The sequence below is a fragment of the Pseudomonas sp. 22082 genome, assembly GCF_052046055.1.
Taxonomy (GTDB): Bacteria; Pseudomonadota; Gammaproteobacteria; order Pseudomonadales; family Pseudomonadaceae; genus Aquipseudomonas; species Aquipseudomonas pharyngis.
The window spans coordinates 55,950-73,505 of record NZ_JBQEQB010000021.1; the positions used below are offsets into that span (position 1 = coordinate 55,950).

Consider the following 17,556-nt stretch of genomic DNA (forward strand, 5'->3'; position numbering starts at 1 on the left):
GATTCGCCTGGGGCATGAGAGAACGCCCTTGGTCGTGAGAGGTCAAAACCTTTACACGTCACCAAGGAGACGTCCCATGGTCATTCATTTCAAAGTCGACGGGCATCTGGCCTGTGGGCACAAGGGCAACAACCTCTCCTCCAGCAGCGAACTCAATCGAGTGAAGTGCCGTAGTTGCCGCAATACCGATGCGTACAAGGATGCGCGCAAAAATCAGCGCAATGAGGCGCGGCGCGCGGCTCGCCAATCCTGGGCCGCACACACGGCGTCCGACTGGCGTTCCGAGTGGATCGAGCGGTTGACGGCTATGGCCGGGCTTCAGCGTTTGCCTAGAGGATTTAGCGGGCAGGCGTTTGTTTGAGCACGAAAAAGGGCTTGCATGAGGTATGTCATGCAAGCCCTTGATATTCATGGTGCCCGAAGCCGGAATCGAACCGGCCAGCGGCATCAGCGTTCGTACTGGGCAACCTATCCAGTAGATCAGCGCTAACGGCTGCTTTCCAACACCTTTCCTGATGCTATTTCCGATCGGATTGGCACTAGGAAAATTTTTTGTAGCGGCCTTTCTAAAAACCTATAACTCAGCCAAGAGACTAACAAAGTTAACGAAAGAAAAAAAACAAAGTTAACCGCGTAACTACTTACTGGGGGCACCCACTCAAGAAAAGGCAAAAGAACGAAGTAATGAATCAGATACAGCGAGTATGAAACCTTTCCGACCCACCTTAAAGGGCGACACGAAAGTATTGCTGACAAATAATATCTATCCGAAACAGCAATAATAAACAGAAACAAGAACTGCACCATAACGATATAGCTTCGCCACGAATCAACTTCAAGCCCAAGAAAAATCTTAGAAAACTTAGGAAACATGACCGGAACACTAATCAGAAGCAAAACTCCAACAACTGACTTTAACCTTGTTGAATTAGAAACTGGCTTACTGTTTGCAAAAATAGCAATGACCACACCAAATACAAAATAGTGGCACCTATTGAAAAAGTCATAACCATAGCTAAGGCCGCCAGCTACCAGCAGGCAGGTGATTGCTAAAAGAGAAGCTGCGATTACAGCACTCCCAGCTTTTGATGCTGCGAACCATATAGCAACGAAAGCTATGTAGAAAATAAATTCGATCTGAATCGTCCAAAGCACACCGTAGCCACGATCAATTAATGTGATTTGACCTAAGTACGCACTAAACGAGTCAATGTCTGACATTGCTATTTTTCCGGGAAATCCGGACCAAGACAAAAAAGAAGGAAGCGCGGCAATTATTATAAATAGTGGATAAACTCTTGCAACGCGCTTAAACGCATATTCCAACAGATTAGATCTAGTGAATTCCTGACCAAGATGAAGCTTGGCAATTAGAAATCCTGTGAGCATAAAGAACAGCATTACCCCAGCCTGCCCTCCACCCTCTCCTAAAACCCCTCCTAGCACGCCAGTCAAGTTACTATAATGACTAACGACCACTAAGAGGGCAGCGAAGCCTCTAAACCCATCAAGATTATTAATATGCTGCTGCATCAAATTCACGCCAAAACAATTTTTCTCATTCTATCTGCAAAACCATCGAACACGAAGCTTTGGATAATTATTCAAAATGTGCAGGCGCCAGCGCTCTGATATAGGCCTGACAGGCCTGCAGGGCAATCAGCCCGCGATCGCCTTCGCCGGTGGTGGCGACAATTCGTTGAGCATGCGCTGGGTCAAGTTGGGCGCGTACGGCTGCATGATCCACGCCGCCGGTGACGACGGTTGCAGACACTGAACAGCCACCGGCTGAACCCGCATCGATGAGGACTGACAGCCGCTTGTCCTGCTCGGCCTGCTGCGCGGTGGTGGCGGCCATGGTCAGCTGATTGAGGGTTTCGGCGTGCAACCGGGCCTGCTCGGCCAACTGTTTGCCGTAGCGCCAGTCCCGGGACAGCCAAGCGCTGCCGGCGCCGATCAGCACCAGCACCACCGCGCATACGGTTTTCCACGGCGCCACCATCACGGAACGTCCTTGAAGAAGACGTGCCCGCCCAGCTTGAGGGTCTGTCGCGCCTTCACGGCCCAAGCCGGCGGCGTCTTCATGGCGAGCGCGTAGTAGTGCGTGGCACCGTTGGTGGGGTCCTGCACTTTCCCGTCGATCACCTGGTCGGCGGCAATCCGCGCCTGGGCCAATTCGCGGAAAGGGATCTGTCGCGCACCGCTAAGGAACAGAAAGTTCGGATCGTTCTTGTTCCAGCAGCTGAACCGGTACGGCTTCTGGCACACACCGGCGTAGCCCTCCCCCCACCACGAATTGTTTTTCCATCGAATACCCGATTACGGATCGTCCAAGCCACAGCCACCTGCCCGGCCGTTGATTCACCACGGGCTTCCCCCCACGGCGTGCGCGCGAGGACGTCTCGATCTTTTTCAGTTACAGGCATCATTTTCTCCAAGCGAAAAAAAGCCGCCGGACTGACGGCTGCTAAGCGCAAAAACACGCGATTTTTCATTCGAAATTAATTAATGTAGCGGGCCACACATTTCCCATATACAATTTCGCGCTTTATTAAACATACAATCTTATCTAAACGTATCCATGCGCTCGCCGAGTAAATACCCAAGAGAAGCTTACGGATCAACCTGGCATAAAATGACCATGAGTAGAACGGACTCGCCCACTTCGGAATACTTCCCTAACTTTGATATCCTACGATTACTTTTGGCACTAGAAGTGGTTGTAGCGCATCTATACTTATATTCAACTCCAAACACCGCTTGGACTGGCGTACTGATTATGGCGGTACCTGCTTTTCTTGCCATCAGTGGCGTTGTTGTGCTGAAAAGCTACAGCGATAGAGTATCGCTTAAGGATTTTGCAAAAAGGCGAGCACTAAGAATACTTCCAGCGCTAATAGCATCTTTGCTACTGACATTTGTCTTATTTGATTCGCAGGTCGCTTTAAACTCTATAACCACTTGGCTTTCAGGTGGGATTTATATTCCAGAAAAGGGCTACACGAACCAAGCTCTTTGGTCTCTCGCCTGGGAAGAGCTTGCGTATCTAACATTAGCAGGGCTATGGGCAATTGGTGCATACCAGAAGCCTAGATTTATTTGGCTAACGCTTGTTGCATCTGCTTTAACCGTACTGATATTGTCATCTACTGGATTTGGTTCGTTCCCCGTAACGCTCACCCTGCTAGCGCAGGCTTTTTTTGTAGGAAATCTGGCGTTTATATACAGAAAAAAACTACATATTGCTGGACGATTTGCGCCTTGGGCGTTCCTTGCGCTTACTCTTTTAATACCGCCCTTCCCATTGCGCCATTTACTTCATGCAGTGGCTGTGGTTTGGGTGGGGATCGCAGGTTTAAGAATTATCGCCTTTCGCATTCCAGACATAAGTTACGGTGTCTACATCTATCACGTACCGATATTATTATTTATTACTGAAAAATGCCGAATCACGGACATCCAAAGCGTAAGCTGGATATTAATGACTGTTCTTCTACCAACTTGCATAGCAAGCTGGTATCTCATTGAAAGACCTTTTATTCGCTACAAACGCAACAAAAAAGCTATTAGAACCGTCAATCCAGGTGCTTGAGATTTTGATGGTTAACTTAGCCTGTGACCGAATCCGCCAAGAGCGGATTCGGTCATGGTTGTTGCGTTGAGTCAGTCCGGCTTACACCCGGGCGATAGTGGTCTCGCCGTTGTAGGGTTCTGGCTGCTCCGGCCACGCTGGCGCTGATGGCCAGATCGGCTGACCGGTCACGCGGCCGAGAAAAACCCGGTACTTTTTCCATTCGGCCAACATCGCCACGCGAAGGGCTTTCTTCGACCTCCTCCGGCAAGGCGCAATCGCCGTCGATGGCGCCGTTGATTGCATCGACCCGACCTTGCAGTGCAGTTACCTGGGCAGTTGCCAGCCGGGTTCGCGCATAGAGGTCCGCCGTCATTTCTCGAAGCAGCCCCTGCTCAGCGATTGCATCGATTAGTGACTGCGGAATTCATCGACAAGGCTTTCGCCTTCGGCCAGATCGGCCTCGGTAAAGTCGTCGCCTACAGCCCGCCAGCCGTAGCTCGTGATTGCATATGGCATCATCGGTCCACCCCATAGCCAGAAATATCGATTGAAAGCGAACCACCTGAACCCGAATTGAAGTACCAGAGGTTCCCGGAGTCATCCAACGTCGTGCCACAGGACATTTTCCCGCCTGGTTCTGACCCGATCGTGGTTACGTTGAAATTGCCGGGGGGCGAGGCTTGCCACAGGGGTGCCGTTGTTGTTCATGTTCAAGCGAACGGTTTCCGTCACGTTGATCGGCACGATTGCCGAAGTGACGATAGTGGTCGGGGTAGTAGCCGTTCCGTTTGAAAGAACCCGGTATGGTGCTGCGATCAGGTTGTCTCGGTAGTTGAGAATTCCGTCGCTGCCCATGGCGAAGCCCAAACGCCGCCGTTTTTACCAGACCGGAATGCGCCGATGAATCGCCGCGACCAACTTGGGCATACTACTGTCGTGATGAGCGAGCAGTACATTCGGAATCGCAAGGGCAAAAGGGTCATGCCCACGAAGTTAATTGCGGACCACTGTCAAAATTGCGGACCGGAAACAAACAAGGGTTTGCATCAGCTTTCGCTCGCAAACCCTTGATTTTAGATGGTGCCCGAAGCCGGAATCGAACCGGCACGCCCTTACGAGCGGGGGATTTTAAGTCCCATGCGTCTACCAGTTTCGCCATTCGGGCGGCAGCGCGGTGTAGCTTTACTCTGATGACGATTCACAGTCCTGACAGGAACTGCACGTCGCCGGCAGAGGGGGAAATATATACATCACTTCCCGGTGAAGCAAGTTTGCAGTTGCCGTTTCAAAGACTAAATCTTTCCGTGCAATGCAAATAAAAAAGCTCCGTAAATCATGGATCTACGGAGCTTGTTTATAGTGGAGGCCGAGGTCGGAATCGAACCGGCGTAGGCGGATTTGCAATCCACGCTATAAAGCTAAGTAGATCAACAGGTTAGCACGAAAAGCGTTCCGCAAGCTACTGATTTTCAATGCCCTACACACTCCAGCTGTAAAGGGTATGTACTGGGGTTGCGGAACGTTTTTTAGCTCGATCCCACCTCAGGATGCAATCGGTCGATGCGGCAAGATGGAGATTTACCTCACAAGCTTCGCTTCGGCTTCCGACTGCTCACGGTTCCAATCACCCCAGGCGCTCCGCTCCGCCATGAACTGCTTGGCACATGCTTTCCTAGGACGAATCAAGTGCACGTCACTTGGTTCTGTAGAAAATACATATCGGTCGGCATGCTCAATAATTATCCGTCGCATGAACTGAGCGGTGTCATGATCCAATGTGGTGCCACGAATCATCGGACGATTACCAACGCACGTGTAAAGGAGATGTTTGGGACTCAACGGGAGAAGGATATCTCCATTTTGAACCTTCCAACCGCCCTTGAAATCGTACTGCTCGTGCCCATGATAATTGAGCCTAACAAGTGGATTGTCACTAGTCGGCCAGCTCAAGCCAGGAGGTGCCTTTAGAATTGTCCAATCTTTCATCGGTATTTTTTTGATAGTGTCAGTGAGCAAGCGCCGAGCGTTCCAGACCCACAATCGCCGTCCAACGATTGTATGGGCCTGCAACAACCCACTTCCATCGGGCTGACGGTCGATAGCTAGATTGAACGGGAAATTCTCTGCTGCCGTATTATCCGCAGGCCCGAGAGAACGGCCCTCTGAAACTGCGAGCTCTAAATCAGCAACTGATCGCTCTAACGTATCGTTCAAAAGCGATTCCAGCGATTCAGACTGCCGTGCAACAAACTCTCTGTATCGTGCAGGTGTCCTCACATCCTGAGCCATTGCAAAACGGATAAGTGTCCGCCAATGGTCTGGTAGAAGCCTTTGCTCAGAAATCACACGACTAATCACTTCTTCAGCGGGTGCCTCAAACTCTCTGTCAAGCCATCGTTCAAACTCATCCGTCTGCTCACCGGCTATAACGTAGTTATAAAGGTGCTCCTGATAGGCTATCCCCTTCAGGGAGTGGGTCTTCCAAAGCGGAATCTTCTCATTGGGAACCAGTAGGCGATACGTAGAAATTACTCCGTTTTTGGCCCACTGCTTCAGGTAAAGCTTAGGTACATAGTGATTGTCCTTATGGATCTGATGCATCGTTTAGTCCCTTACAGATTCCCCAAGTCATTAGCAGACCTCTTAGCACAAAATATTTATCGTAGGCTAGGCGATACAAACCCAGTTCACTCCTGGTTTCTCCCGATGATGGATTGGATCAGCTGATTCTGTAGACCTTGAATCACAAGGCCTTCAGCGCCACCGAAAAATCTTCGTACTACTTTCGTAAAACCCTTCTACTGTCTCACCACGCGGCACGCCGAAATTCCTCGTTGGCGCGCGTGCCTGTCGCTCCAATCCCCAGCACTCCTACAAGCATTCCTTCACGAGCACGAAGCACCTGGGCGAGAGTGTGTCTGCGTCATCTGCATGTGTACGAGCAAGACGAAGCGCTGCACCGCCGCACAGGCGATGTCGGATTTTCGGGAAAGACATCGGAAAAAGGTAATTTTGGTAAGGCGAACGTTTGACCCGGCTGAAAGCCTTGATTTCACTGGTCTGCAAAGGATTGGCACAAGGTAATTTTCAAGTAATGAATAGGTAAGATAATTACCTTTCAAGGAAGTAATTTTCTTTTTTCTGCACATCATATAAATCAATCACTTACGACAACATTACCCCTTTTATTACTTCAAGTTACCTTCTGATGTAATCCAGCAAAGCCAATGAATGCGGGGCTTTCAACGACCTACTCACGCCCGGATTACCACATTACTTTTTTCCGAATGCGTTCCTGAAAATCACCCCGAAGCGCTGACCCACACCTGGCGACCGACTGCTGCGGCACATCAAGTGATCCCCCCCCCCCGCAGGGATTTGCAGGTTTTTTACTCAAGATAATTACCGGGGCAACTCCCAGCCATAGCCGCGTTCAGCACCATGCAGGGCTGCGGAAAAAAAGACCCATTTAGCCCGGAGGCGCGGTGGGGGGACGACGGCGCGCGCCAAGTAGCCCTTCTCGGGCAGCGAGGTATTTCTCAGATACATGGCAATAAACCCTGTATTGGTCTATGCATACATCAGTCTCAGATCAGATACGTAAATTCTTTTGCTACAGGGATGTCAAAATGACAGATGAGCCACTGCCGCCGCTGAATTCGGGATCCCGCTGGCTTCGATGGGAGCCGCATGTCCATGCACCAGGGACACTATTCAGTGATCAGTTCAGGGGGAATTGGGAGGATTACTTATCTGCGCTTGAATCAGCGTCCCCAACAATAAATGCGATTGCCGTAACCGATTATTACTTGCTCGACACTTACCGCGCGGTGTGCAAATACAAATCAGATGGTAGGTTACCAGCTTGCGATCTTATCTTCCCAAATGTGGAACTAAGGCTGGATATCGGCACAGCGAAGTCGTGGGTAAATGCCCACCTTCTAATTAGCCCGGAGCAGCCAAACCACATTGAAGAAATAGAAAGGTTCCTTTCTGGACTGACCTTTGGAGCTTTTGAAGACGAATTTAGGTGCACGCCCTCAGACCTTATTCGACTAGGACGTAAGGCCGACGAATCCATTGAAAATGATCACGCAGCTCTAAAGCATGGAGCAGAGCGATTTAAAGTTTCTTTCAAACAACTAAGAATGAAATATGAGGTGAATGAATGGGCACAAAACAACATCCTAATCGCGGTGGCAGCCAAGCAAAACGACGGTACATCGGCGCTTCGAGAAGGGGCTGATGAAGTTCTAAGGATGGAATTAGAAGGGTTTGCACACATAATTTTCGCCTCCAACCCGAATCAAAGAGAATACTGGCTTGGCCGGAAGAACCACTCGCCCGAAGAAATCAAAAAAAGATACAAAGGTTTGAAGCCTTGTTTGCATGGATGTGATGCGCATAGTGTTCCTAAAACTGCGCGACCAGATGACGACCGCTTTAGTTGGATAAAGGGAGCCGCAACCTTTGATACATTACGTCAAGCGTGCATCGATCCAGAAGGACGCGCATTCGTAGGCGAAGCACCTCCGCCCTCAGCAATGACATCTGAGACCCTCTCACGAATTTCAATCAACGGTGCTCCCTGGCTAAAAACTCCAAACATCGAACTAAATCCAGGATTGGTTGCAATAATCGGTGCTAGAGGTTCAGGAAAAACTGCATTAGCTGACATGATAGCTGCCGCCTGCGACGCACATGCTGGCCATGTCACCAACCAGTCATTTTTATTAAGAGCACAAGAGCATCTTGAAGGCGCATCTGCAACCGTTACATGGCAAAACGGGGATATAGAAAACCGTGATTTATCTGGGGCTGCACAATTTGATTACGCGCCCTATCAGAGAGCACGATATTTATCTCAGCAATTCGTAGAGAAGCTCTGCTCAGCAGACGGCATGACAGACGGGCTGCTGTCTGAGGTGGAAAGGGTAATCTTCGACGCCCATACTGTTACTGCACGGGAAGGAGCGGTGAATTTTTCAGACCTACGTGAGATACGATCTGCCCGACATAGACAAGCAAGAAAGCATGCAGAGGAATCGCTTTCAACCCTTTCCGAGCGAATCAACGTCGAACTTGAAAAACGTACATTGGTAGCATCATATAAAGCTCAAGCGCAAGAAAAAGAACAATTAATAAATCGACTAAACGAAGACCGTTCAAAACTAGTTGCCAAAGGTTCAGAGTCCCGAGTGGCGCGACTAGAAGAACTAACAAAAGCAGCCGAGACAGTTAACAGTTACATTCGATACTACATCAATCAAGAAAACCAATTACTATTGATGCAAGACGAAGTAGCAAACGTTCGAACTGTTATCGCACCTGAAGACTTACGAGAGATCAAAGAACGGCACGCGGCAAGTAAAATAGGAGAGGCCGAGTGGGAGACCTTTTTCAGAGACTTCAAAGGTGATGTCGACGAAGTACTACAAAAAATGCTTGAAAGTGCACAAAGAAACAAGAATTTGTGGACAGGCACCACCCCCCCTCCAAACGACGATCCGGAATTGGAGTTCATTGCTAACGATGCGGATTTAAAAAAACTTCCACTTGCAGTCCTGCGCGCAGAAATTGAAAGGATCGGACAAAAAGTCAGCATTGACAAAGAAACATCGTCGCGTTTCACCGAAGCCTCAAAAAAAATAACTGCTGAAACTGAGCTTCTCCGAGCAACCAAGGAAAAACTAGAGGATTATGAAGGTGCAGCGTCACGGTTGGAAGGATTGCTAAAAGATAGAGATGCGGCATACGAACGAGTTTTCGCATCAATCCTTTCAGAGCAGCAGGTTCTAGCTGAACTGTATGCCCCCATTCGGTCAAAACTAGAAGCTGCATCGGGCACGTTAAAAAAATTATCATTTTCTATAACACGCACGGTGGATATTGATGCTTGGGCTGTCGAAGGGGAAGCACTTCTAAACCTAACAAAAAAAGGTCCCTTTCGAGGTAAAGGAGCGCTCAAAGAAATAGCCGGAGCATTCTTACGAGAACCGTGGTTAGAGGGTACTCAAGGCGAAGTCATGGAGGCTATGCGAGCCTTCAAGGACGCTTATCAAAAGGATTTGTTAGCACACTCCCCCGTGGTTTCTACTGATCCTGCAGAATACAGACGCTGGGCAAAAAAGCTCGCTCAATGGCTGTATGGAACTGATCATATCAACATCCAATACGCAGTCAATTATGACAATATTGACATCAAAAAACTTTCACCTGGGACTAGGGGCATAGTTTTACTGCTATTATACTTATCCCTTGACGATGGCGACACCACCCCTTTGATCATTGATCAACCAGAAGAAAACTTAGATCCCAAATCAATCAACGATGACTTGGTTCCGTTATTTTTGGGGGCAAAAACCACACGCCAAGTAATTATTGTTACCCATAACGCCAACCTTGTAATAAACACGGACGCTGACCAGATTATAATTGCAAGTTCTGGCACTCACATATCGGATGGACTCCCTCCAATTACCTACGTATCTGGTGGACTCGAAGATAAAAGTATACGAGGACTTGTGTGCGAGATTCTTGAGGGTGGAGAAATCGCTTTTAAGGAGAGAGCGCGTAGACTGCGAGTTCGTTTGTCACGTTGAAACAAGCTGACCATAGCAGATTCCCTCAATTGAGAACGGAAACGTGACGAGCTGAGATTGAGGTCTCAGCTCGTCCATTCCTTTAATTTTTTCATGCTCCTCCTCTGATTTCGTATATTTTAAACTGCATGACTTCTTCACCAACCCACTCATTCAGTTTCACCATCCTAGTCTGAATTGGCTCCAATTCGTTGGCTACGTAGATCTGCGCGGCCTCCCTAATTGATCCAAATCCACCCGCGTTCTGCGGAACGATGCCCATCAATTGCGGAGGAATGCGCAGACTGGCCAACACGTCATCCCGCGTCTGATTCTTGATCGAGTTGAATTCATCCTTCGCCGTCACCTCGCTGACCGGGATCAATTGAATTCCGTCCTTCTTACCGGTCGGCGAGTAAACGAACAAATTCCGAAAATTGCCTGGCCCCTTCGATTCCTTAAGTGCTTTGCGCAACGCATCAATGTCCGCTTCAGTCTGCGCCGCATCAGTCATGTACAAGATGAACCCCGCATGACTGCCGTTCTCGTAATACTTACGCCGGAACAGGGTCGCGGACTCGTTCAACAGTGCTGACTGCAACGTGCTGATCCACTCCGGCAGACCATAAATCTCCTGATGCAGATTCGCCTCACGTAGATGAAAAATACTGTCCGGATCAAACGCATGTTCATCCTTCCGCCCCTGCACCTGATAAAACTGCCCATCCGGGCCCGCACGCATGTACTTCGCCAACGACGTTTCCAATTTGCGTACTCCGCCCAACCGCGAACGCCGTCCCTCAAGGTACCCATTGCCCAGGCACAAGAAGTCCAGCGCGAACTGCTCAAACGAGGCCCGGGACAACAGCGGATGCGGAATAAACGTCTTGCTCAACAGATTGCGTTTGAACATCAACCCAGAATGCAGATGCACGCTCGCCCCTACAGACCGAGCGAGACCGTCCAGCGACAACGGCGGCTCATACCACCGCCCGTTGAACCAGCACTCCAGGTAATCGAACACCTCCCGACCACCCAGCACCGGCGTCGGCTCGCCGAAGGAAAACACCTGCGTTCCGGCGCCGGCGGCGGGAGTAGTCGCGGGCAATGTCTGGTTGGCCAATTGTTCGGTCATCAGTAAATCTCCATACGCCCAGTGTTGGCAGTGGTCTGCCCCTCAAGCGGTTCGTGGTGCAATGCGTGAAAGAGCGCCCAGGCCAGGTCGGCGTGGCCGGTGTTGTCGTTGCGGCCGGCGGTGTAGGTGTATTGGCGTCCGCCGGCAGTGACGGTCTTGCGGATCGCCATCAGCGACTGAGCCATGTCGGTCCAGCCGGCGTCGAATTCGAGCCGGCCCTTGTGGATCACGTCGTAGGCCTTGAGCACCAGGCGGGTTTTGACTTCGGGTGAATAGCTGAAGGTGGTCACCGCCGGGAAGAACTGGCGCACCAGCTGGGCCACGCCGCTGCCCAGGCCGGTCACGTCGATCCCGATGTAGGTCACCCAGTAGCGGTCGCAGACGCTTTTGATGAACGCGGCCTGCGCGGCGAAGTCCATTCCCCGGAACTGGTGACGCTCAAGGATGCGGAACTTGCCACCGAGCACCAGCGGCGGCGCGACTACCACCAAGCCCGAACAGTCGCCCGTCTCGGCCGGGTCGTAGCCAATCCACACCTGACGGTCGCCGAACGGGCGCATGGCGAAGGGCTTGTAGTCCTCGGCCCATTCGACCCAGCTGTCCACCATGCACGACTGCAACAGGGTCAGCGGGAAGATGCTCGCGCCGTCATCGACGAACTCGCACATCAGCAGGTTGGCGAACGCCTCGGGGCTGTATTCGCGGCGCAGTTCCTCGATGTCGAACAGGTCGCAACCGCCCCGCTCCGCGTCCAGAATCGTGACGATCTGCCGCCACAACCGGTCCTCACAGAACCGCCCCTGCTGAAGCGCCCCATGAGAGACGTCCACTTTCGTATGCTGCGCAGCGGGCTTGCCCTTGTTGAAGCGCTCGCCCGTCCAGAAGGTGTACGCCTCGTGGGCCATGCTCGACGGCGTCGAGAAGTAGGTCTTTCGCCACTTCTTGTGCATCGCCATGCCCGAGGCGACCTTGTTCAGTTCCTCGAACTTGAACGTCCAGAAAAATTCGTCGAAGTAGAAATTGCCGTGGTAGCCCTGGGCTGTGCGGGCATTGGTGCCGAGGAAAAACAGCTCGGCGCCATTGGGTAAAACGATGGGATCGCCCGTCAGCTCGACGCCGATAACCTCGCGACAGAAAGCTTGGATGTAGCCCCGAAACAGGTAGGCCTGATTCTTTGAGGCCGACAGGAAAATCTGGTTGCGCCCGGTGTCCAAGCATCGATAAACGCCTCGCGGGCGAAGTAGTAAGTGGCGCCGATCTGCCGACTTTTGAGGATGACGCGGGTGCGCTGGTTGCCAGCCCGATACCAATCCTTCTGATAGTCAAAACAGCCATCGATGAACGCCTCGCGCAGCAGCTCGATCTGGTCTTCGTCAATTTCGTTTTTGACGGCCTTTTTCTTCGGCTCGGCGTTGCGTTTGGCCAGGTTCGGGTTGAGGTCGGTTTCGGTACCGCCACCCTGAAAACGCTGGATCCGCGCCTGCCGCTCCAGCTGCCGGTGCAGCAGATCAATCTCCTTGAAATCGCCGCCGCTTTTCCCATCCTTCAGGATCAGTTGCACCAACCGCGCTTCCAGCGCCCCGCCGATGCGCTCGACGTTGTCGGCCCGGTCCCACTCGTCGCGGGCCTTCCAGCTGTGTAGCGTTTTTTCCTTTTCGCCCGTAGCCTCGGCAATCTCGCAGATGCGCCAACCCATCCAGTACAGGAACTTGGATTGGCGGCGGGGATCGATGGGCAACAGAGCGGTCGTAGTCATGGCCGCGATGCTGCCGCCCACGCCCGCGACTCAATAGCGCCGCCCCTTGTAGCCCCCTTCCCTACAGTCCCGCCTCGTTGCCGCAACTCGCGCGCGTCACGACCATGCCCCTCATCGCAACGCACTGCTCACCCAAAAGCAGGCGCCCTTCGCAATGAGGATTCCCGGCATGAAGAAATTCCGCAGCAACTGGTTCCGCGTCGCCGTCGAGGGCGCTACCTCAGACAAGCGGACCATCAAACGCAGCTGGCTGGAACAGGCTGCGAAGAACTTCAACCCGTCCACCTATGGCGCCCGCATCTGGCTGGAGCATTTCCGTAGCCTGCTGCCCGACGGCCCATTCAGAGCCTACGGCGATGTGCTGGCCGTGAAGACCGAAGAGGTGGACGTGAACGGCCAGAAGAAACTGGCGCTGTTCGCCCAGGTCGAGCCGACTGCCGACCTGATCGCCATGAACAAGGCGAAACAGAAGATCTACACGTCCATCGAAATCGACGACAGCTTCGCCGACACCGGCGAGGCCTACATCGTCGGTCTGGCCGTCACCGACTCCCCGGCTAGCCTGGGCACCGATGTCCTGGCGTTCTCAGCCCAGAAACCTGACGTCAGTCCGTTCAAGGATCGCCACTACTCCGCGACCTCGATGTTCACCGAGGCGCTCGAAACTGAACTCACGTTCGAAGAGATCGAGGAGAAGCCAAGCATTGGCGCCCAGCTGTTCAGCAAGGTGCAAAAGCTGCTCAAGGGCAAGCAAGCCAAGGACGACAGCGAGTTTTCGCAGATCAGTGATGCAGTCGAAGCCGTGGCCGATCACGTCAAAGACCTGCCCGACCAACTCGCCGCCGAGAAGAAATTCTCTGCCGGCTTGAAAAGCCAGCTCGATCAACTGAGCAAGGACTTCACCGAGCTGAAAACCAAACTCGCCAACACCCAAGACCACAACCAAAAGACGCGTCCACCGATAACCGGCGGCGATCACTCGGTCGTGACCGACTGTTAACAGTCCCCCCACTGCCGCCCCGAATATCCAAGGACGACCACTATGCGTAACGATACCCGAGTGCTGTTCAACGCTTACCTGCACCAGCTTGCTCAACTGCACGGCGTAAGCGATGTCACCACTAAATTCACCGCAGCACCGAGCGTTGCTCAGACGCTGGAAACCAGAATTCAGGAATCCAGCTCGTTCCTCAGCTCGATCAACATTTACGGCGTGTCTGAGCAGTCCGGCGAAAAGATCGGCATCGGTATCGACGGCACCATTGCCAGCACCACCGACACCACCGTGAAGGATCGCGAACCGCGTGACCCGAGCAGCCTGGACAACCGTGGGTACACCTGCACCCAGACGAACTTTGACACCGGCCTTCGTTACCAGAAGCTGGACCAGTGGGCAAAATTTAAAGACTTCCAGGCACGCATCCGCGACGCAATCATCAAGGCTCAGGCACTCAACCGGATCATGATCGGCTGGAACGGCACCAGTCGCGCCGCCACCTCGAACCCTACAACCAACCCGCTGTTGCAGGACGTGAACGTCGGTTGGCTGCAAAAGATGCGCGTAGAGAACGAAGCGCGCGTCATGGCCGAGGTCGCGGCCGGAAGCGGCAAGATCGAAATCGGCGCCGGCAAAGACTTCGAAAACATCGACGCGCTAGTCATCAGCATGGTCAACGAATTCATCGACCCGTGGTATCAGGAGGACACCGATCTGGTGGTTATCTGCGGGCGTCAGCTTTTGGCTGACAAATACTTCCCGATCATCAACAAAACTCAGGCGCCTACTGAAATGCTGGCGGCCGACATCGTCACCAGCCAGAAACGCCTAGGCAACCTGCCAGCGGTGCGTGTGCCGCACTTCCCTCCGAACGGCCTGCTAGTGACTCGCCTCGATAACCTGTCGATCTACTGGCAAGAAGGCACTCGCCGCCGGACTGTCGTCGACAACGCGAAACGCGACCGCGTCGAGAACTATGAGTCGGTCAACGAAAGCTACGTGATTGAAGACCTGGGCTGCGCTGCCATGGCCGAAAACATCACCCTGAGTTGAGGCCGACACCATGACTAATCCTTGCCGGCGCCATTTTGTGCGTGTCAGTGCGGCCATCGAAGCGGCAGCGGCCAATCCCACTCAAACCATGGCCGGCGCCACGGCTTACGAACATCAGCTCAACCAACTGCTGCAAGACCGTCTGCGCCTGAAACAGGTGCAATCGAACCAGGGCAAGGCGGAACTCAAACGGCTGCTACTGCCCGAATACATCCCCTACGTGCAAGGCGTACTGGAACGTGGCCAAGGTGCGCAGGACGATGTGATGACGACCATCATGGTCTGGCGTATCGACGCTGAGGACTATAGCGGCGCTCTGGACATTGCCGACTACGTCCTCAAACACAAACTGGTTATGCCTGACCGGTTCGAGCGCACCACCGGATGCCTGGTGGCGGAGGAAATCGCCACCGTTGCTCTCAAGGCTCTGAAGGTCAGCGAACCGTTCGACCTAGCCATCCTGCACCGCACCGCCGAACTGACCGACGCCGAAGACATGCCGGACCAGGCCCGCGCCAAGTTGTTCCTCGCCATGGGCCGCGCGACGCTGGAGGGCATCACCGACGACAAACCCGGCCAGCCCGGACAGGTGCAAGCAGGCATCGAATTGTTGAAAAAAGCCATCGACCTGCACGACGCCTGCGGTGGCAAGAAAGATCTGGAACGGGCCGAACGCCTGCTCAACAAACTTGCTGGCTCTGGTCACTGAATCAGGGCTGCAACCCGAGCGTCCCCACGCACCCCGCCGGCTCGGGGCGGATCGGCCAGGCCGCTCCTCCTGAACGTGAAGCCCCGACCACCGGCGACCTACAACAGAGCGCAGATTCATGAGCGGATTCATAGCGGGCGGTACCGGCACCACCTCCCCAGCCGGCCACATCAACACCGACTCCTTCTGGCCGTCGATCGATCTGGACGACTTGCGCGGCACTTTGCGCATCGACGCCAGCGTCACCCCGATCCGTCTGGAAACCGCAACCATTGCCGCCGCCATCAGCGTGACCCGTGAGTTCGCAAAATGGCGCCGCGCCAAACAGGCAGAAGGCTACGCCACACTTACGGACGTACCGGCCGAGCAAATCGAGGACAAATCTGAACTTGTTCACCTTTACCAGCGGGCGATCTACGCCGCGACCGGCGCTGAGATTTGCGAGCGCTACCGCTCTTACGATAGTACCAACAGCGGCAACCAGAACGCCGACGAACTAACTCCCAGCATCGACGAATTGCGTCGCGATCAACGCTGGGCCGTGCGTGACTTCCTCGGCCTCGGCCGAACCACCGTGGAGTTGATCTGATGACCGTCAGCATCCGCACCCAACAGAACGACACCGTCGACGTCCTTTGCTGGCGTCATTACGGCCGCACCGCCGGCGTGACCGAAGCGGTACTTGAAGCCAACCCCAGGCTGGCCGACCACGGCCCAACCTTGCCGCAAGGTCTTTTGGTGCAGATGCCCGAAGCCCAGGCCGCTGCCCCGCAAAGACATATAGTGAACCTATGGGACTGAGAACCAGCAATGAACAAACCTGAAAACCTCCGTGCTCATTTACTCACCACTGTCAGAGAGCTGAAGCACAACCCTGACCGGCTGTTGATCTTCATCGACAATGGCAAGATCCGCTGCACCGCAGCTCACACCCTCTCTTTCGAGTACAGCTTTGACCTACAGGTCATCCTCACCGACTTCACCGGCCACCCCGACAGCGTCATGCTGCCGCTGCTTGGATGGCTCAGCGTCCACCAATCCGAACTGCTAGAGAACCTGAGCAAGGCCTCAGGCGGCATCCAGTTCGAGGCCGACATCCTCGACAACAGCAAGGTCGATATGAACCTGACGCTACCCCTGAATGAGCGTGTGATAGTGGGCACAGACGACCAGGGCAACATCACCGTCTGCCATCCCGGAGAGCCACAACGGGCTGCCGACTTTCTCGATCCGAACTGGATTCCCGGCGCACAGAGCACCGGTAGTGAATGGGTACTGCCGAAATGACCAACCGCCTAGAGGCGTTGGAGGATTGGGTGGCGGGAATGCTTGGACAGCTTGAGCCAGTATCGCGCAACAAGCTGGCACGAAGCATCGGCCAAGAATTACGACGCAGTCAGCAACAGCGAATCATCAACCAGCAGAACTCAGACAGAACCCGGTATGCGCCACGCAGGAAACGTAACCTGCGCAGTAAGCAGAGCCGAGTGAAACGAAAAGTGAAAATGTTTCAGAAATTACGCACGTCCAGATTTCTAAAAATAAAGTGTGACACGAGCGCGATTAGCGTCGGCTTCGCCGGACGAGTTGCACGAATTGCCAGGGTACATCAATACGGCTTGAGAGATAGCGCAGAGCCTGGCGCACGAGCGACGAAATACGATCGACGTGAGCTGCTAGCCTTTACTGACGCAGATGTTGATTTTTTAAGAGACCGTTTGCTTAAACACTTAACCAAGCAGAAGTAGTGG

15 protein-coding genes, 1 tRNA gene and 3 pseudogenes are annotated in these 17,556 nt (G+C 53.2%); 11 read left to right on the forward strand and 8 right to left on the reverse strand.

From position 1 onward, the window contains the following. The first annotated feature begins 76 nt into the window (after positions 1 to 76). The gene (locus tag ACTJK9_RS22480; protein WP_085610429.1) at positions 77 to 361 is read left to right on the forward strand and encodes a hypothetical protein; all 285 of its coding nucleotides are present in this window, start codon (positions 77 to 79) and stop codon (positions 359 to 361) included. A 125-nt stretch (positions 362 to 486) separates the two neighbouring features. On the opposite strand, the gene ACTJK9_RS22485 is transcribed toward ACTJK9_RS22480, so the two are convergent. From ACTJK9_RS22485 to ACTJK9_RS22495, 3 genes and pseudogenes are all read right to left on the reverse strand, one after another. Then, positions 487 to 1,533, reverse strand: a complete 1,047-nt coding sequence (locus ACTJK9_RS22485; protein WP_440816318.1) for an acyltransferase family protein — start codon at positions 1,531 to 1,533, stop codon at positions 487 to 489. A gap of 67 nt (positions 1,534 to 1,600) precedes the next feature. Continuing rightward, positions 1,601 to 2,002, reverse strand: coding sequence for a hypothetical protein (locus ACTJK9_RS22490; RefSeq protein WP_085610431.1), 402 nt, complete (start codon positions 2,000 to 2,002; stop codon positions 1,601 to 1,603). Further along, a pseudogene (locus tag ACTJK9_RS22495) lies at positions 2,002 to 2,426 on the reverse strand (cell wall hydrolase). The gene ACTJK9_RS22490 and the pseudogene ACTJK9_RS22495 overlap by 1 nt, the downstream one beginning before the upstream one ends. 215 nt (positions 2,427 to 2,641) lie before the next feature. On the opposite strand from ACTJK9_RS22495, the gene ACTJK9_RS22500 reads away from it, so the two are divergent. Next, the gene (locus tag ACTJK9_RS22500) at positions 2,642 to 3,592 is read left to right on the forward strand and encodes an acyltransferase family protein (RefSeq protein ID WP_158090082.1); all 951 of its coding nucleotides are present in this window, start codon (positions 2,642 to 2,644) and stop codon (positions 3,590 to 3,592) included. 81 nt (positions 3,593 to 3,673) lie between these two features. Here the strand turns inward: ACTJK9_RS22500 and ACTJK9_RS22505 are convergent, their stop codons facing one another. After that, positions 3,674 to 3,811 carry a tail fiber assembly protein gene (locus tag ACTJK9_RS22505; RefSeq protein ID WP_143492853.1) on the reverse strand — a complete coding sequence of 46 codons (138 nt, stop codon included), beginning with the start codon at positions 3,809 to 3,811 and terminating at the stop codon, positions 3,674 to 3,676. A 663-nt stretch (positions 3,812 to 4,474) separates the two neighbouring features. Between ACTJK9_RS22505 and ACTJK9_RS22510 the strand changes: the two are divergent. After that, positions 4,475 to 4,567 (forward strand): annotated as a pseudogene (locus ACTJK9_RS22510) (tyrosine-type recombinase/integrase); the annotation flags it as partial. Positions 4,568 to 4,652: 85 nt separating this feature from the next. Here the strand turns inward: ACTJK9_RS22510 and ACTJK9_RS22515 are convergent. Both ACTJK9_RS22515 and ACTJK9_RS22520 read right to left on the reverse strand, forming a co-directional pair. After that, a tRNA-Leu gene (locus ACTJK9_RS22515) sits at positions 4,653 to 4,739 on the reverse strand. A gap of 413 nt (positions 4,740 to 5,152) precedes the next feature. Beyond that, positions 5,153 to 6,175 carry a DUF4238 domain-containing protein gene (locus ACTJK9_RS22520; protein WP_440816323.1) on the reverse strand — a complete coding sequence of 341 codons (1,023 nt, stop codon included), beginning with the start codon at positions 6,173 to 6,175 and terminating at the stop codon, positions 5,153 to 5,155. 1,028 nt (positions 6,176 to 7,203) lie between these two features. Between ACTJK9_RS22520 and ACTJK9_RS22525 the strand changes: the two genes are divergently transcribed. Then, positions 7,204 to 10,176, forward strand: a complete 2,973-nt coding sequence (locus tag ACTJK9_RS22525; RefSeq protein WP_440816326.1) for a TrlF family AAA-like ATPase — start codon at positions 7,204 to 7,206, stop codon at positions 10,174 to 10,176. Positions 10,177 to 10,267: 91 nt separating this feature from the next. On the opposite strand, the gene ACTJK9_RS22530 is transcribed toward ACTJK9_RS22525, so the two are convergent. Then, positions 10,268 to 11,290, reverse strand: coding sequence for a phage portal protein (locus tag ACTJK9_RS22530; RefSeq protein WP_440816329.1), 1,023 nt, complete (start codon positions 11,288 to 11,290; stop codon positions 10,268 to 10,270). Further along, positions 11,290 to 13,046, reverse strand: a pseudogene (locus tag ACTJK9_RS22535) (terminase ATPase subunit family protein). The gene ACTJK9_RS22530 and the pseudogene ACTJK9_RS22535 overlap by 1 nt, the downstream one beginning before the upstream one ends. A 169-nt stretch (positions 13,047 to 13,215) precedes the next feature. On the opposite strand from ACTJK9_RS22535, the gene ACTJK9_RS22540 reads away from it, so the two are divergent. The 7 genes from ACTJK9_RS22540 to ACTJK9_RS22570 all read left to right on the forward strand — a co-directional run bounded on the left by ACTJK9_RS22540 (position 13,216) and on the right by ACTJK9_RS22570 (position 17,553). Further along, on the forward strand, positions 13,216 to 14,046 hold the full coding sequence (locus ACTJK9_RS22540; RefSeq protein WP_440816332.1) for a GPO family capsid scaffolding protein: 831 nt from the start codon (positions 13,216 to 13,218) through the stop codon (positions 14,044 to 14,046). A 42-nt stretch (positions 14,047 to 14,088) separates the two neighbouring features. Beyond that, positions 14,089 to 15,096: a phage major capsid protein, P2 family gene (locus ACTJK9_RS22545; RefSeq protein WP_440816335.1), complete on the forward strand. Its 1,008-nt coding sequence runs from the start codon at positions 14,089 to 14,091 to the stop codon at positions 15,094 to 15,096. A 10-nt stretch (positions 15,097 to 15,106) separates the two neighbouring features. Next, complete coding sequence (locus tag ACTJK9_RS22550; RefSeq protein ID WP_440816338.1) at positions 15,107 to 15,805, forward strand: terminase endonuclease subunit; 699 nt, start codon at positions 15,107 to 15,109, stop codon at positions 15,803 to 15,805. Between the two features lie 118 nt (positions 15,806 to 15,923). Beyond that, complete coding sequence (locus tag ACTJK9_RS22555) at positions 15,924 to 16,394, forward strand: head completion/stabilization protein (RefSeq protein WP_440816341.1); 471 nt, start codon at positions 15,924 to 15,926, stop codon at positions 16,392 to 16,394. Then, the gene (locus ACTJK9_RS22560; protein WP_440816344.1) at positions 16,394 to 16,606 is read left to right on the forward strand and encodes a tail protein X; all 213 of its coding nucleotides are present in this window, start codon (positions 16,394 to 16,396) and stop codon (positions 16,604 to 16,606) included. Before ACTJK9_RS22555 ends, ACTJK9_RS22560 begins: the two co-directional genes overlap by 1 nt. A 9-nt stretch (positions 16,607 to 16,615) precedes the next feature. Beyond that, positions 16,616 to 17,092, forward strand: coding sequence for a phage tail protein (locus ACTJK9_RS22565; protein ID WP_440816347.1), 477 nt, complete (start codon positions 16,616 to 16,618; stop codon positions 17,090 to 17,092). Further along, positions 17,089 to 17,553 (forward strand): phage virion morphogenesis protein, encoded by a 465-nt coding sequence (locus ACTJK9_RS22570; protein WP_440816475.1) that lies wholly within the window; start codon positions 17,089 to 17,091, stop codon positions 17,551 to 17,553. The genes ACTJK9_RS22565 and ACTJK9_RS22570 overlap by 4 nt, the downstream gene beginning before the upstream one ends. Positions 17,554 to 17,556 lie beyond the last annotated feature (3 nt).